Origin of the sequence: Rhizobium sp. P28RR-XV (assembly GCF_012641385.1) — a bacterium.
Classification (GTDB): domain Bacteria; phylum Pseudomonadota; class Alphaproteobacteria; order Rhizobiales; family Rhizobiaceae; genus Rhizobium.
The window spans coordinates 67,279-83,401 of record NZ_JABAIG010000005.1; the positions used below are offsets into that span (position 1 = coordinate 67,279).

General features: G+C 57.9%; 10 protein-coding genes and 2 pseudogenes. 10 read left to right on the forward strand and 2 right to left on the reverse strand.

What is annotated here, in order from left to right; translation table 11 throughout:
- Positions 1 to 38: 38 nt before the first annotated feature.
- Positions 39 to 234 (reverse strand): annotated as a pseudogene (locus tag HGP12_RS11955) (hypothetical protein).
- A gap of 606 nt (positions 235 to 840) precedes the next feature.
- Here HGP12_RS11955 and HGP12_RS11960 point away from each other — a divergent pair.
- The 6 genes from HGP12_RS11960 (at position 841) to HGP12_RS11985 (ending at position 12,821) form a co-directional block, all read left to right on the forward strand.
- Positions 841 to 1,236 (forward strand): DUF1236 domain-containing protein, encoded by a 396-nt coding sequence (locus HGP12_RS11960; RefSeq protein WP_168842915.1) that lies wholly within the window; start codon positions 841 to 843, stop codon positions 1,234 to 1,236.
- Positions 1,237 to 1,336: 100 nt separating this feature from the next.
- A complete protein-coding gene (locus HGP12_RS11965) occupies positions 1,337 to 2,206 on the forward strand; it encodes a DUF1236 domain-containing protein (protein WP_168878866.1) in 870 nt (289 codons plus the stop codon).
- 52 nt (positions 2,207 to 2,258) lie between these two features.
- A complete protein-coding gene (locus HGP12_RS11970) occupies positions 2,259 to 2,411 on the forward strand; it encodes a hypothetical protein (RefSeq protein WP_168842917.1) in 153 nt (50 codons plus the stop codon).
- A 664-nt stretch (positions 2,412 to 3,075) separates the two neighbouring features.
- Positions 3,076 to 4,011, forward strand: coding sequence for a MarR family transcriptional regulator (locus HGP12_RS11975; protein ID WP_168878867.1), 936 nt, complete (start codon positions 3,076 to 3,078; stop codon positions 4,009 to 4,011).
- 189 nt (positions 4,012 to 4,200) lie between these two features.
- A complete protein-coding gene (locus HGP12_RS11980; protein WP_168842919.1) occupies positions 4,201 to 4,740 on the forward strand; it encodes an invasion associated locus B family protein in 540 nt (179 codons plus the stop codon).
- A 371-nt stretch (positions 4,741 to 5,111) separates the two neighbouring features.
- A complete protein-coding gene (locus HGP12_RS11985; RefSeq protein ID WP_168878868.1) occupies positions 5,112 to 12,821 on the forward strand; it encodes an autotransporter domain-containing protein in 7,710 nt (2,569 codons plus the stop codon).
- A gap of 301 nt (positions 12,822 to 13,122) precedes the next feature.
- Here the strand turns inward: HGP12_RS11985 and HGP12_RS11990 are convergent, their stop codons facing one another.
- Positions 13,123 to 13,761 carry a plasmid pRiA4b ORF-3 family protein gene (locus tag HGP12_RS11990; RefSeq protein WP_246703338.1) on the reverse strand — a complete coding sequence of 213 codons (639 nt, stop codon included), beginning with the start codon at positions 13,759 to 13,761 and terminating at the stop codon, positions 13,123 to 13,125.
- A gap of 301 nt (positions 13,762 to 14,062) precedes the next feature.
- Between HGP12_RS11990 and HGP12_RS34775 the strand changes: the two are divergent.
- The 4 genes and pseudogenes from HGP12_RS34775 to HGP12_RS12005 all read left to right on the forward strand — a co-directional run.
- A pseudogene (locus HGP12_RS34775) lies at positions 14,063 to 14,245 on the forward strand (hypothetical protein); the annotation flags it as partial.
- 124 nt (positions 14,246 to 14,369) lie between these two features.
- Positions 14,370 to 14,624: a hypothetical protein gene (locus tag HGP12_RS11995; RefSeq protein ID WP_168842921.1), complete on the forward strand. Its 255-nt coding sequence runs from the start codon at positions 14,370 to 14,372 to the stop codon at positions 14,622 to 14,624.
- Between the two features lie 153 nt (positions 14,625 to 14,777).
- The gene (locus tag HGP12_RS12000) at positions 14,778 to 15,308 is read left to right on the forward strand and encodes a MarR family winged helix-turn-helix transcriptional regulator (protein WP_168842922.1); all 531 of its coding nucleotides are present in this window, start codon (positions 14,778 to 14,780) and stop codon (positions 15,306 to 15,308) included.
- Positions 15,305 to 15,994: an SDR family NAD(P)-dependent oxidoreductase gene (locus tag HGP12_RS12005; protein ID WP_168878869.1), complete on the forward strand. Its 690-nt coding sequence runs from the start codon at positions 15,305 to 15,307 to the stop codon at positions 15,992 to 15,994. The genes HGP12_RS12000 and HGP12_RS12005 overlap by 4 nt, the downstream gene beginning before the upstream one ends.
- Positions 15,995 to 16,123: the final 129 nt, after the last annotated feature.

Sequence of the window (16,123 nt, forward strand, 5' to 3'; positions counted from 1 at the left end):
CGAGAGGTGCCAGATGGCCCCCAGTACCAGCGCCGCCGCTAATGATGGGCCTGTTCTGAATTGCGTTTCCGGGTTGCCGCAGCCTTCTTCGCCGACGCCGAGCGATCGGCGGCAGATCGTGATGCAGCGGCCTTTTCACTCTTCTTCCGCCGCCGTCGTCTTTGTTGACGGTCGCCCAGGCGCGACGTTCGGCCTCTTTCTCCGAAACGCCGCGGTCCTATAGCTTTCGGCGATATGGTCTGCCTTACGTTCCTGCTTTTCTTGTTTTCGACCAGATCCACTGGGATGGTCGAGATACGGAGCTTAGTCAGGGGAAAGCGCGCGGATGTCGTATGTGAGGTGGAGAGTAGGTGGCGAGCGCGGTGCCGCCCACGGCGGTCCGTTTCTCACCACCCCTCGCAGAACCGGACATGCACCTTTTGTTATGCGTCCGGCTCGCCAGAAGACATGGCGAACGTCGGCGTTCCCATCCACGCCAGACGAAACCGACAGACAGGAGTCCATGCGAGCATATATGGCTCGACGGATCCATGACGCCATAGTCGCACCGCAGGGCGGCGACTGCTGCGTTGTCGACCTTTTGCGATTTCGTTCGCGTTGGCGTTTGGGCGAACCCACGCAGTCCGAGAGGAAGCAATCTCGCGTGCCGCCATGATGTCGGTCCTCAGACAGTCCAGAACCGGATTTCTGAGCCGGATTCTACACGGCGGGAGAGGCCAACCCAACCGGGCTAGGACTAAGGTCTGACGGCACAGGGGCACGAAGTCCTAACCGGGAACTCTAGCGTCATCCGACGGTTAATTCTCCAGCGGATCCAACCGCAGAAAAGGAGGAAAAAACATGAATATCAAAGTAGTAGGCATTGCCGCGGGTATCCTGCTGGCATCGACAGCGGCCTTTGCCCAATCCTCAACGGTCAACGGCGCGGCCGGTGGTGCAGTCACCGGGGCCATCGTCGGCGGCCCAGCTGGCGCAGCTGTCGGTGGTGTTGCCGGCGCAGTCATCGGCACCGCGATTGATCCGCCGCCGCAAAAGGTTGTGACCTATGTTCAGGAGGCTCCCGCCCCGACCAAACGGGTCGTGGTGAAGGAAAAGGTGGTTGTCGGGCAGCCCCTGCCGGAAACCGTCGTCGTAACTCCGGTTCCCGACGATCCGAAATATGCATATGCAATCGTCAATGACCAGCGTGTCATCGTCGAGCCTTCCTCGCGGAAGGTCATTCAGGTCATCCATTAACCGACCGGCGGCGGCAGCCGCCCTCTTTCCAACATAAGGGCACGCGTGTGCCGCATGGGAATGCGGGCGGCAAGCTGTGCCCAAACCTCCGAGATCGATCATGAAAAGCAACCATCTCACAATACTTCTGGCAACGCTGTCGCTGAGCATTTCGCCGCTCGCGACACTGTCGGCCATGGCCCAGCAGGATACGAAAAGTAGTGGCCAGGCCCAATCTGGTTCCCAAAGCACGGACACTGGGTCGCAGACCGGCTCCGGTAAGACCGGCGCAGACTGCACCTCCGACGCTTCGGGATCCTGCCCACAGGGTAAGGGGCAGTCATCGCAGCAAAAGGCCGGTAAGAGCTCTGACACACAAAAGAGCACCGAGCAGCCGCCGACCGACAGCTCGACCAGCGGGACTGCATCGGGCAAGTCATCGACAGAAACCAAATCCGGCTCGCAAGACGCCGGAGGCGATACCATCAATAAACAGAAGCCCGCTGCCAAATCCGGCATGACGGATAGCAGCGGGGCCGCCACCACAGGCACGAAGAGCGGCACGCAAAACACCAAGCCTGCTGAAGGCACAAGCGGCGGCGCCAGCACGCAGAGCGGCGATGCAAACAAGCAATCGACCGATCAGAACGCGACGACGACAAATAAGAGTTCGTCCGAGACCAACGTCAATAACAACACGACGACCAACAACCAGACGAACACCAAGACCAACGTCAACATTTCCGTCGAACAGCAGACCGAAATTCGGACGGCGGTGAAGGACGTTCATGTTGCGCCTGTGAAGGAGGTCGATTTCACGGTCTCCGTCGGGGTGAAAATCCCGAAGAAGATCCGGCTTGAGACATTGCCGCCACGCATCGTGAAGATCGTTCCGCAATATGAAGGTTATCGCTTCTTCATCCTTGCAGATGGCCGCATCGTCATCGTCGATCCCGAAGCTCTAACAATTGTCTTTATCATCGACGCTTAAAACCAGTGTCCCGGCGGTGCCATACGCACCGCCGGTCCCCCAGGAGCAATCAATGACATTCCACGAAAACAAGCCGTCTGGTACAGCCTTTCCCATCATCGCCATCCTGATTGCCATGGTCGCTATTGTCGGCGCGCTCGTGCTGTCATCAAGTCATCAGGCGCCGGCTCGGGTGTGGGTTCCGGTTCAATCGGCAGGGCCGTGATTTGCATGATTTCGGCACCGGCTACTCGTCGATGGCCTGCTCCGATCTTCCTCTTGACAAGCGCAAGATTGCCCAATCCGAATCTCATTCGAGCACTGCAATCGCTTTCGTCCGGCTGACGCTTTCGGCTACCGCTCGCCAAAGAGTTGATAGCTGACAGAAATGCCCATCCTCATTAACCGGATCAATTGATGGCGGTAACTGTGATATTCGGCCCGGGATATGATCAATACCCACGGGCGGCGGTCATGAAGGTTATGCGAAAGCTTGGTGCCTTCGTCAAAAGCCGGAATTGGTCCGTCGCGGGATCGCAGGAAATCGAGACAATGCAGGCGCCATAAGCCGGAAGCGCGATAACCATCGAGGTCGAAACCTATATTGGACTTCTATCACTGGCGATGAGAACGTGATCAATGAAATCTCGGAGCGAATGAGGCAGGTCGCCAAATCTCCCACCTGATCCTATCCCGCGATATTGGACCACCACACCATAGCGGACCGTTGAGGTATGGGCCCTCTTCGATCGCCGACGAGACGCGTCTCCGCATGGATACTTTTAAGGGAATGGGACAGCGGCTCATGGCCCTTGCATAACACAAGCTTGCTCTTGGCATTAATAGCTTGCGCGCGGAATGCGGTGCCGCTTAGTCTAGGCAACCGGGGTTTGAACATTCAATCAGAGGAAACTTTGTCAGCACGTTTTCCCTTGTTTCAAGGCGTTGCAGCTTATAGAGCAACGCCTGTCTGGCGGCGCGCGGCAAAGCTGCGGAACCATCCAGGGCTTCTCGACGCGCTCCATGGCTACTGTCGCGACATGTGCATGCCATCGTCGGCGGCCTGGCCAGCAAACAAGGTTTTCGGGCAGAAGTTTCGTTACATCACAGCGTACAGCTTGATCGGAAATTTCGTGCGCTGGTCGGAGACCGGTGAAGTTCCGCCCACGCTGAAGACGCTTCAGGACAATGTGCCGGCAAGCCCCCGCCAGGTCGCCGACCTCATTAAGCACCTCAGAGCGGGAGGTTATGTTCACGCGATGTCTTCGCCTCAAGATGGAAGGGCTATCCATCTTGTGCCGACACAAGAGCTACTTTTGGAGGTCGCTCGATCACCATTGGCATGTTTAAGAGCAGCGGAGGTACTTGGTGAAGCAGTGCCGGGCACCTGCCAAAGGCTTCATTCGGAACCGGAATTTCTTGCTGGATGGATCGGGGAGTCTGTGCGGGAATATCGGGGAGCCGATATCCTTTTCTCGCCATTTCCAACCATCGTTCGCTTCAGCGAACGCGATGCCGGATACATGGCGCTGACGGCAGTAATTGGCTGCCACTACGCAACTGTTTTAGGAGACCAGACTTGGCAACTTCGTCCAACGCAGGACGTGTTCGCCAGGCACTTCAAAGTGTCGCGTCAGCACATCGGAAACCTGTTCTTGGAGGCAAGACAAGCAGGTCTTTTCGCGGTCCGCGAAGGAAAAATTATCAATATTGAGCCAGACCTCGTGACGGAGTTCGGAAACTTCGTTATCGGCCAGATGGCGCACTACTCCATGATGGCGGAGCGGGTCGCTGATCGGGCGAAATCAGAAAACGGCTCTGCGTAATGATGATGACGCCACTTTGGAGCGCTTTTCCGCTTCGAAAAGATGGAATGCAGAACCTCTTGTACCGGACGGGTTACTTGGATTACCGTTCACAAAATGAAGTGTTGCCCTTGCGGCGCAATCACGGCGGGTAACGACTTGGACAGCTTCATTTGGTAAACGCGGTTTAAAATCAGGTAAGTTTTTGATATGAGAAAATTCAACCCGCTCTCTTTGGGTCCGGCGAGCTTGATCGTCGGCGTACTGGCAAGTGCCGCGTTTGCTCAGACACCATCTTCCGCCCTGCCAGGAGGCGCCAGTTCACTTCAGGAAACCTTCCAAGATTGGCGGGTGACCTGCAGCCTTATGCAGAACAACAAGATATGCTCGGTCGCGCAGGTACAAACCCAGCAGAACGGCCAGCGGGTGTTGGCAATCGAACTCGCGGCCTCGAAGGACAACGGCGCGAGCGGCGTTCTTATGCTCCCCTTTGGGCTGAAGCTTCAGGACGGCGCAATACTGAAGATCGACAACAATCCGCCGCTACCTCCACTTTCCTTCTCGACCTGTCTGCCAGTAGGCTGTGTCGTTCCCGTGAATTTAACGGCCGCAAGTGTAAACGCATTGAGATCCGGTACATCGTTGACCGTGAGTGCTAACGCTGCGGATGGAGCGCAAAGCCTCAGTCTTCCCGTTTCGTTGAAAGGCCTGGCCCCCGCTCTCGACCGGCTCAATCAGCTTCAGAAATAAGCGAGAATGAGGCTGTGAGCGGCGAATAGGCGGTACCAGCACCTGTCGCATTGACGTTTTCAGCTGGCATTCGAAGCTGAGGCGAGAAGACACGAAGGCGCGGCGCTCCTCTAAAAATACATGCAACTTTTGGGCTGGAAAAATCAAACTTCCTCGCGCTAAAGATTGGGCAGGGGATTAGTGTTTCGCATACCTGCGGTTGAGCACCGGACGCCTATGCGCAAGCGTAGGTGCCATTTATCCCATGACGAAATAACGGGTTCGAAAGCGCCCGATGGCTCACGGCTCACAGGAGCGGAACCGATCCGATAAGGCGCGGGTCCACTCGGACTTTGCAGCAGTATCGGCAAGTGCAAAGGATGAACAAAAGAGTGACTGATCGCATCAATGGCTTCCAATGCGTCAGCAGGCTCAATATCCGGCCTTCTTTAGTGGGGCTTTTGGCTGGTGTATCCCTGCTAGCGCTCCTTGTGTATCACCGAACGGCACATGCGCAAGATCAGGTCGTCGACGGTCAAACAGTAATCGTGTCCAACGCGCCATCCTCCGATTTTCCATCGCCCTTGGTCATTAGCGGCGCCTTGATAGTGGGAGACGCGGGCAACGGAGTGTTGACGGTTGTCGGAAGTGGTTCCGTTTCCAGTGCATCCGGCATTATTGGCAACGCGGGAAGCTCATCTGGAACCGTAACCGTCGATGGCGCCGGATCAAACTGGGGAGTTGCGGGCTCACTTGTGGTCGGTGATGCGGGCTCCGGTACGCTGGCGGTTGCCAACGGCGGTGTAGTCAGCACGGCCAGTTTCGACATTGCGCGGCAGGCCGGCTCCGCCGGCACGCTTAACATCGGCTCTGCGGCGGGAGGTACCCCGACCGCAGCTGGCACCGTTGATGCGTCCACGATCGCGTTCGGGTCTGGCACCGGCACGATTGTCTTCAATCATACGGGCAATCCGGACGGCTCCGACTACAGTTTTGCCCCCGTTATCACCGGCACCGGCACGATCGATCATCTTGCCGGCAATACGATCCTGACCGGTTCGAACAGCGCCGGCAGCGACTTCACCGGCACGCTCAACCTGTCGGGTGGCAATCTGACCATCAATGGCACCTTCGGCGATACGACGAACAACCATAGTGCCACCGTCAATGTCACGGGTGCCGCGAACCTGACGGGCTCGGGAACCATCGCGGGCAATCTCAACCTTGACCGAGGTGCGACGCTGTCCTGGCAGTCGGGTCAGACGATGAGCGTTCTGGGCATCTTGGGAATTGGCGATACTGCGGATGCCAATCTATCTATCGGCGGAGCCAGCAAGTTGACTTCAAATGTTCTGGAGGTCGGAGCTGGTGCAGGCGGAAGCGGGAGTCTCATCGTCGACGGCGTCAATGCTAACGCTACAGTCAGTCAGCTCCTCGTCGGCTATAACGGAGATGGCGCGCTGACCGTCAGTGGTGGCGGACAATTCAGCAGTTTTTCTACTGCAATGGGATGGGCTTCCGGTTCAAGCGGCACCGTCACCGTAACCGGCCTCGGCTCGACATTTGATGTCAACCAAGGTTTTTACATTGGCAATCGCGGACGTGCGAACGTCACGGTAAATGATGGCGGAACGCTCCATAACGGGGGAAATGTAGAAATCAGTGGTGAGGGGGCAACGGTCACCGGTGCTGGATCGCGTTGGGTTTCCGATGGTGATGTTTCCCTGACAGGAGATGGCACGACGCTTGCCGTTCTGGACGGAGGAACGTTCAACAGCGGTGGCTATAGTAATATTGGCGTTACTAATCACGCAGCCAACACCCTAAAAGTCAGTGGATCAGGCTCGAAATTCACCAGCGTCAACGATGCTTCTATTGGCCTCAGCGGAGCGGGCATCCTCACAGTTTCCGATGGCGGCGTGTTCAGCGTCACCAGCGGCAAGCTATTCATCGCGACGATCGATTACTTGAACCTGCCCACCACCGGCATGCTCAATATCGGCTCCGCGATGGGAGATACCCCAACGGCGGCCGGCACCATCGATGCGTCCACGATCGCCTTCGGGTCTGGCACCGGCACAATTGTCTTCAACCATACGGGCAACCCGGACGGCTCCGACTACAGTTTTGCCCCCGTTATCACCGGCACCGGCACGATCGATCATCTTGCCGGCAATACGATCCTGACCGGTTCGAACAGCGCCGGCAGCGACTTCACCGGCACGCTCAACCTGTCGGGTGGCAATCTGACCATCAATGGCACCTTCGGCGATACGACGAACAACCATAGTGCCACCGTCAATGTCACGGGTGCCGCGAACCTGACGGGCTCGGGAACCATCGCGGGCAATCTCAACCTTGACCGAGGTGCGGCGCTGTCCTGGCAGTCGGGTCAGACGATGAGCGTTCTGGGCATTTTCAAGGTTGGCGATACCGGCGAGGCCAGCCTGTCCATTGGTGGAACCAGCAACATCAATTCATTCAATTTGGTGGCCGGAGCCAGTGCAGGCGGAAGCGGGAGCCTCCTCTTAAACGGCACCGATGCGCGGTTGACGACAACTCAGGTTCTTCTGGGCTACGGAGGAGATGGCGAACTGACCGTCAGCGGTGGCGGACAGGTCAACAGCGTTCTTGCTGCCTTCGGCTGGGATCCCGGCTCAAGCGGCATCCTCACCGTAACCGGTCCAGGATCTACATTTGATGTCACCGCTGCTTTCAGCATTGCGATTGCTGGGCGTGCGAACATAACAGTAGCTGATGGTGGAACAGTCCATAACGGCGCGGGAGTGGAAATCGGTAGTGGCGGAGCGACAGTCACTGGTGCTGGATCGCGTTGGATTTCTGACGGAGATGTTTCTCTCGTCGGAGACACGACGCTTGCTGTTCTGGACGGGGGAACATTCACCGGCGGTGGCTACAGCAACATCGGCTACACGAACGCAGCCAGCACTCTCAAAGTCAGTGGATCAGGCTCGAAATTCACTAGCTTGAACGATGCTTCGATTGGCGTTGCGGGAATTGGCGCGCTGACAGTTGCCGACGGCGGCGTATTTGCAGTCACCAGCGGCAAGATGTTCATTGCGACGAACACTTATATGGACCGACCCACCACCGGCATGCTCAATATCGGCTCTGCGACGGGAGATACCCCAACGGTGGCCGGCACCATCGATGCGTCCACAATTGCCTTCGGGCCCGGCACAGGCACGATTGTCTTCAACCATACGGGCAACCCGGACGGCTCCGACTACAGTTTTGCCCCCGTTATCACCGGCACCGGCACGATCGATCATCTTGCCGGCAATACGATCCTGACCGGTTCGAACAGCGCCGGCAGCGATTTCACCGGCACGCTCAACCTGTCGGGCGGCAGTCTGACCGTAGACGGCACCCTCGGCGATACCACCAGCAAGAATGCCATCGTCAATGTCACCGGTGCCGCGAACCTGACGGGATCGGGAACGATCGCAGGATCGGTTAGTGTCGGCAACGGAGGCACTCTTTCCGGGCGGGCAGGAACGACGCTGGCGATCGGCGGTAATCTTTCACTGGCCTCAGGCTCCATTACGAACGCGGCACTAGGCGCGCGTTCGGCGCCAGCCCTGTTTGAAGTTGGCGGCAACCTGACCCTCGGCGGAACGCTCAATGTCTCGGATGCCGGAAACTTCGGCAGGGGTGTTTACCGGCTGTTTGATTACGGCGGCACACTGACGAACAATGGGTTGACGATAGGCTCCACGCCAGATGGGATCGGTGCGAGCGATCTATCCGTACAAACCGCCGTTGCGGGCAACGTCAATCTTGTATCGACAGCTGGTGCTGCTCTTTCCTTCTGGGACGGCGGGAATGCCAGCCTGCATGACAACGGCGTTGTCGACGGCGGTACAGGCACTTGGACGGCGCACGCAGTCCCAATTGGCGGCAATTGGACCGACCAATCGGGAGTGCTCAACACCTCCTATGATCCGAACCCAAGTTTCGCTGTATTTCAGGGCGCGGCCGGCGCGGTCACCATAGACGACGCGAGTGTTGACGTGGGCATTACCGGGATGCAGTTCGCAGCCGATGCCTACCAAATTAGAGGGGATCCCCTCGTTCTGCAGGGTACAAGCGAGACAACCATTCGCGTCGGCGACGGCACCGCCGCGGGTGCGAGCTTCGACGCGACGATCGCATCCGTTCTCACCGGCAGCTCTGGTCTTGACAAAACCGATCTCGGCACTCTCATCCTCACGGGGGAAAACACCTATACGGGCGCCACCACAATCTCTGCTGGCAGCCTGCAGATCGGTGCGGGCGGCACCTCGGGATCGATCGTTGGCGATGTGGTGACCAATGGGACCCTCGCCTTCAACCGCTCGGACTCCATCGCATTTAGTGGCAAGATCGACGGTACGGGCAAGGTCGTTCAGCGCGGCACAGGCACATTGGAACTTACAAACAGCCAAAACCGCTATACCGGCGGCACCGTCATTGAAAGCGGCACTTTGGCTGGAAGCACCGTCAGCATCCGCGGCGACATCCTGAATAACGGCCTCCTTCGCATCACCGACCTTGGAAACAACACCTACTCGGGCGCGCTGTCAGGTACAGGCAGTGTGCTCGTTGATGGGATAGGGACTCTGACGCTCGCCGGCAACAATAGCTTCACTGGCGGACTGGCTGTTCTAAATGGCAAGAACATCAACGCGTCCTCCGATGCAAATCTCGGCGGCACAGGCAATGTGGTCACACTGAACGGTGCGTCTCTGACGGCGACGGCAAGCTTTGCCACGCAGAAAACGATGACACTGGGCGCAGGGGGAGGATATTTCGGAGCAAATAGCGGCACAACGCTTTCTCTCAATGGTGCGATAAACGGTGTCGGAAATCTTGTGAAAGCTGGCGATGGCATCCTCAGTATCGGCGGTACTGCCAGCTATACCGGCGCGACCAATATCAATAACGGAACGCTTGTCGTTGCAGCTGGCGCTTCGTTGACCTCTTCGTCGTCACTGACGGTCGGCAGCGGCGGCACTCTTTCTGGATCAGGGACGGTCGGCACTACTGTCGTCAATGCGGGTGGACGTATTTCGCCCGGGGGCTCGGTTGGTAATTTGAGCATTGCCGGTGACCTGACGCTGGCAACAGGCGCAATATTTGATTACGAGCTCGGCAGACCCGGCTCGCAAAGCAATCCTGCCGCAGGAACGAGTGATCGCCTTAATGTGTCTGGCAACCTGACGCTCGCTGGCACGCTGAACCTTCAACAAAGCGCCGGGGTCACCGACGGCACAGCCGGGTTTGGCTACTACCGTCTAATGACCTATGGTGGAAATCTGAGTGGACCGGGGCTCACGATTGGCAATGCGCTCTTACCCGCAGATCCGAGCGCGTACCAGATCCAGGCGGGCTCCGGGTATGTGGACCTTTTCGTGGCCGCGGTCGGAGACGACAACCTGCAAACATGGAACGGCGGCACCGGCAGCTGGACGACGTCGGGCACGCTCTGGTTCAACCAGAACGGCTCCTTGCCCGCCGTTTGGGCCGGGAATACCGCGGTGTTCAAGGATGATCCCTCCGGCTTGTTCGCCGGTGCGACTATCGACGTTGTTGGAACACAAAGCTTCAAGGGACTGCAGTTCGTCGATGAAGGCTACCGCCTGCAGGGTGGCGGTTCTCTTCTGATCGACGGTTCGCAACGCGCCGACAAAAACGCGGAAATCCGTGTTCTGGCGGATCGCGCCGAGATTGCCACAACCATTACAGGGACCGGCGGGATTACGAAAACCGAAGCAGGCACGCTGGTCCTTTCCGGCACCAACAGCTACAGCGGCGGCACTACTATTCTCGGCGGTGCGATCGAAGTTGCAAGCAATGCCAATCTCGGCGACTCCTCGGGCAGCTTGAGCTTGAATGGCGGCATGCTTACCGCAACTGCAAGCTTCGCAAGCTTGCGCAGCGTCACACTCGGCCCATCGGGTGGTGCTTTCAATGTTGCCAGTTCCAACGAGCTTACCCTCGGTGGAGTGATGAGCGGTGAGGGTGACCTGGCCAAGCAAGGCAGCGGCACGCTGATCTTGTCCGGCACCGGTTCCTATGGCGATACTCGCGTATCAGGCGGGACACTTATCGGCAGTTCGCATTCGATCTCGGGAACTATTTTCAACGGCGCGACGACGGTCTTCAACCAGGCGAGCGATGGCAGTTTCGATGGGAATATCACCGGTCTTGCCGGCGTCAGCGGCCAGATGATTAAACGCGGCGTCGGCTCCTTGTCGCTCACCGGCAGTTCAACTTTGAACTGGACTGTGGAGCAAGGCGATCTCACCGCCGCTGCGAGCCGCTTTAATGGCAATGTCGCTATCGACAGCGGTGCGTCCTTCGCGTTCGCTGAGGATACGAATGCGACCTATGATGGTGTCTTGTCCGGATCGGGCAGTTTCGTGAAGGATGGCAATGGCACCCTTGTGATGGGCGGCGATAGTTCTGGTTATGTGGGAGAGACATCCATCCTCAACGGCAAGCTCACAGTGGGCGGTCCAGGCAGCAATGCCCGTCTTGGCGGCTCTTTCGTGGTCGGCAACGGCGCTGTCCTGGGGGGCTCGGGCACGATCGGCAATGGGGCGGGTTCCACCGTCACGCTAAATCCAGGCAGCGCGATCAGCCCGGGTAACTCACCGGGAACGCTCACCGTTGATGGCAATCTCTTTTTCGGTTCTGGCGCGCGCTACGACGTGGAAGTGGTGCCCGGTACCACGATCAGCGATCTCATCGCTGTGACCGGTAGCGCCGCTCTCAACGGAGGTTCGGTCGTTCATGTTGGCGTCACCGGCGCATATGCCCCGACAGCGACTTATACGATCCTTCATGCCAATGCTGGGCTGACAGGCGCGTTTGACAGCGTCAGCTCCAGTTTCGCTTTTCTCGATCCAACTCTTGGCTATGGCACAAACGAGGTGACGCTGACGCTGGCCCGCAACAGCTTGGCCTTCACCGATGTCGCCAACACACGGAACCAGCGTGTCACGGCCAATGCTCTCGAAAGCCTTGGCTTCGGCGATGCGCTTTATGATGCGGTTGTACAGCTCGACAGTGCAAGTGCGAGGAGCGCCTTCGATCAGTTGTCCGGTGAAATCCATGCCTCGGCTAAAACGGCCATGATTGAAGACGCGTGGCAGGTCCGCAATGCTATTAATGAACGTATTCGGGCCGCTTTTGGTGACGTCGGAACGTCAGCGTCAACTGTTGTCAGCTATGGAGCCGACGGACCGGTTTCCGCCCGTGCTCAGGATGACAATGGGGTCAGCCTTTGGACGAACGGTTTCGGCGCGTGGAGCCGAGTTGACGGCGATGGAAATGCCGCTGCCATCGACCACTCCATGACTGGCTTCGTCCTTGGCCTCGATGGGATGGTGACGGATGATTGGCGGCTTGGCATTCTCGGAGGATATAGTCACTCATCGTTCGATTCCACTGAGCGCGCCTCTTCGGGCGGCAGCGACAACTACCATATCGGCCTCTACTCCGGCGCCGAATGGGGCTCGCTGGCCTTCCGCTCCGGGCTTGCTTATTCATGGCATGATATCGACATACATCGCTCCGCCACCTTTACCGGCTTCCGGGACCGATTGTCGGCGGACCACAATGCGTTCAGTTTTCAAGCATTCGGCGAGCTCGGCTATCGGATCGATCTCGCGCCATTCGCATTGGAGCCGTTCATTAACCTCGCCCATGTGAACCTTCAGACAAATGGCTTTGCCGAACAGGGGGGTGCCGGTGCGCAAAGGGTCGAAGGTGACAGCACCGATACCAGTTTCACAACACTTGGAATGCGCGCTTCGAGCGAGATCGACTTGGGGCCGGTGCAAGCGACCGTACGAGGTCTTATTGGTTGGCGCCATGCCTTTGGCGATACCACACCATCTTCCACCAACAGCTTTGCCAGCGGCAATGCGTTCGCTGTTGCCGGCATACCCATCACCAAAGACGCTGCTGCGCTGGAACTCGGTTTCGACTTACCCATCAAAGACGCGGCGAGCTTTGGCCTGTCATATCAGGGCCAACTGAGCAGCGAGAGCCAAAGCCATGGAATTAACGCCAAATTCAATATGCGATTTTAAACGAGTGCCGCGCGACGGAGCCAGGATGGTGCTCGACTATCGCAAATCAGATGTGAGTTCCCGTCCGACTGTTGGTGTCACGGCTTAGCATCTTGCGGCGAGACGATCACCTATTCCGTCGATCCGTACGGCTATCTGTCATAGATCCCGACTCTCCCGCCAGGCCCGATCACCATCCTAAAGACTGGCATCACGGCATCCTCACAATCGCCTTTTTGTGTCCTGTCCGACCAATGACATGAACATGGGAACCGCCGGTTTGTATGCCTTCAAGACGTTCCACCTCGAGCCCTCGCCCAACCTATTTTTTCGGGACGGCTTTCGGCTTCGGTTGATACAGACGCCGTTTGACATTCGAGCGCAAAGCATTGCGGAGATCTTTATCCGCCATCGACAGGTCGAACCATTCCGGATCAAAGTATCCACCGCACCAACGAATGGTTTCGGCATATTCGGGATCTTCCCGGTCGGCGATGATCTCTAAGAACCGCTCATATCCCGACACGCCGCCGACATCTTCGGGCGGTCGCGCCCTTGCGCCGGCGACGCAGCTACCGTGTTTGGGCGCAGAGCCGAGCGCCAAGAACTCCTCTACCGCGACAGTGTGCCGCCAGCCATCCCCGAAATCATAATGGTAGCTGAAGACGGCACCTTGTTCGAAGTCCAGCAAGCGAACCTCTGTCTGATCGAAGACGCGAGGATCGTCATCGCTCGCATCCTCCATTAGCGTCTCGACGTCACCATACCGCAGGCCGCCGATGCGGAATTCATAGAGATGATAGTCCCACCAGTTGAATGCAGCCTGAATTCCGCAATGCAGATGCTCCAGGTTCCAGTGGACCGGCAGGACCAGACGGCGCCAGACGTCCGGCTCGATCTCATCGATGGAGACTCTGATCTGCACAGCGTTTGCGGCTTTGAACATGGCACGAATGAACAAGGTTGGCGGAGGATCGTCAAGACGATAGCTCCATTGTGGCGCTGTATTCAAATTGGAGCGTCCCTGATGACGATCTCCGCCGGCTTGTGCAGCCGTCGACGCTTCCTATCTTTGATGTAACCTCGAACTGGAGCATCGCCATGGACCGAAGCGCGGACGATACCCTGTCGGAATTCTACATTGAGATTCTCCCGCCGGAGCGAGAAGAGACATACACGTCGGATGCAAGGACATGCCCGTGTTGTCGGAAATTGCGTCCAGTGTCGAGGATGGATGACGATGGCTGCGGGATCTGCGACGAATGCCTGGCACCGTGATCGCCGGCAGCGAAACACCAGCTGTTCTAGCGGCGTTCGAAGACGCGCTTGCGAAATTGCCCGACGGCTATGTTGGCGGAAATTTTGATAATCGACCCTGGGGCGTGACCGTCAAGCGGTCGGAGGATGGCAAACGGAGCTGGCTCTATGGCGAGGAGAGGAAGGGGGCGAGCCCAATGGCTGACGTCCCTGCCAATAGTTCCGTGATCCGTTATCCCTATCTTTGGGCGTGCCAACGCCACAAGGGAGTATATCAACGGCGACCGTGCCGACCAATTCAAGAACCTGCGGGTGTCACAAACCAATCTCGGCGACTGGTTTGAACTGATCGATAACCTCGTCAGTGGCGAAGACCGGTACCTGTTTGCCTGCCATTTGGCCGAATTCGGCTATGCCATCGGCGACCTTGCCGACTACGCGGCAGAACTCACCGAGGATTCTTATCAGCTTCCCAAAAATATCGTGACTTATTTCGATTTCGAGCGGGCTTGGCCTGGACATGGTCCTCTGCGCGGGCGCGGCAAACGTTGGAGCTGCCATCGCTGATAACCGATGAGCACCGCTTGGCCAAGCAAGGATAAAAAATAGGCAATTTGAGAACGTCTGAAAAATTAGGCAGTCATTCAGACGATGTACTTGACATCGTCAATCATAATGTAGTTGACTTACTCAATCAAAACATCGGGGATGCGGATCTGCATGGTGGATACGTCTGAACACGTCGAAGAGATATGGCCTGGTGAGGGGCTTGTCGTCTCACCCGATACTGTCGACCTTGACGTCCTCAACGACACCTTCAGTTTCTTCGTCCGAAGTCTCAGCATCGAGGTCAGCCGCGACTGGGATGCGCGGATCAGCGACATTGACGAGATGCGTGGGACCGGCAAGGTGACAGCCCTGTTCCTGATCAGCAAGTATCCCGGCATTCATCCGTCAACCATAGCGCAGGTGAGTTCGAAGGATCGCGCCGAGATCGCCCGGCTGCTGACCGGAATGGAGAAGGCGGGATTGATCTATCGCAAGGCCGGGCGCAGGGATTCCCGCTCCTGGTCCCTGTTCATCACCGAAAAGGGCGAAAGCTCGCTCAGCGAGATCCGTCAGCGCATCCGCCAATCAAGAGATTTCCTGGCTGATATTTTGGATGAGGAATACGATCAGGCCATGGCGCTGTTGCGAAAAATCTATTGGCGCCTCGTCATGACGCCACGTCCGCCTGGAGGTCGGCCATGAAAGACGACAGGGTTGCTCTTATCACCGGCGCCCGGCGAGGCATCGGGCGGGCCATTGTTCATCGGTTGCAGGTCGACGGCTGGAAACTTTCTCTTGGCTTGCGAGACGGCCTGCAAGATTGGGGCCTCGATCCCGCCGTCCAGACAGTTGCCTATGACGCCGCGCAGGGTGGCGAGGACAAATGGGTCGCCACGGCCCTCGATCGGTTCGGACGGATTGACGCCGTCATCGCCAATGCCGGCATCATGATCCCAAAGTCGGTGGTCGAGATCGACGACGAGGATCTTGAGGCCATGTGGGCCGTCAACGTTCGGGCGCCACAACGACTGGCCCGCGCTGCTTTTCCGGCGCTCGAGAAATCCGGCAAGGGGCGGGTTGTGATCATCGCCTCGCTGTCGGGCAAGCGTGTCGCCTCGGTGCAATCCTCTGCCTATGCGATGACCAAGCACGCCGCCGTGGCACTGGCGCACGGATTGCGGCAGGCAGGTTTCGACCAGGGCATCCGGGCAACAGCCATATGTCCGGGTTTCGTTTCCAGCGACATGGGAAAGTCCCTTATGCCGGACATGGATACAATGACCACCCCGGCGGAGATCGCTGACGTCGTAGCGATGGCGATCGATCTGCCGAACCGGGCAAGCGTTGCCGAGATCGCAGTCAATTGTCGGGCGGAGCAGTCATATTGAGAGCCTCGCGGCCAGCCCGGTAGGGATGGTTGCGAAATGACAAAAGCGGCTGCGATCGCGATGCCGGCCGCCAACAAGAGAAGTCAGTCGACGCCTGAACTGCGGCGCCGGAACTGATCTAGAAAGGCC

Bases quoted from the DNA above. Each gene is read 5' to 3' on its own strand.
- HGP12_RS11960 (WP_168842915.1), top strand. From the start codon at position 841: ATGAATATCAAAGTAGTAGGCATTGCCGCGGGTATCCTGCTGGCATCG.
- HGP12_RS11965 (WP_168878866.1), top strand. From the start codon at position 1,337: ATGAAAAGCAACCATCTCACAATACTTCTGGCAACGCTGTCGCTGAGC.
- HGP12_RS11970 (WP_168842917.1), top strand. From the start codon at position 2,259: ATGACATTCCACGAAAACAAGCCGTCTGGTACAGCCTTTCCCATCATC.
- HGP12_RS11980 (WP_168842919.1), top strand. From the start codon at position 4,201: ATGAGAAAATTCAACCCGCTCTCTTTGGGTCCGGCGAGCTTGATCGTC.
- HGP12_RS12000 (WP_168842922.1), top strand. From the start codon at position 14,778: ATGGTGGATACGTCTGAACACGTCGAAGAGATATGGCCTGGTGAGGGG.
- HGP12_RS12005 (WP_168878869.1), top strand. From the start codon at position 15,305: ATGAAAGACGACAGGGTTGCTCTTATCACCGGCGCCCGGCGAGGCATC.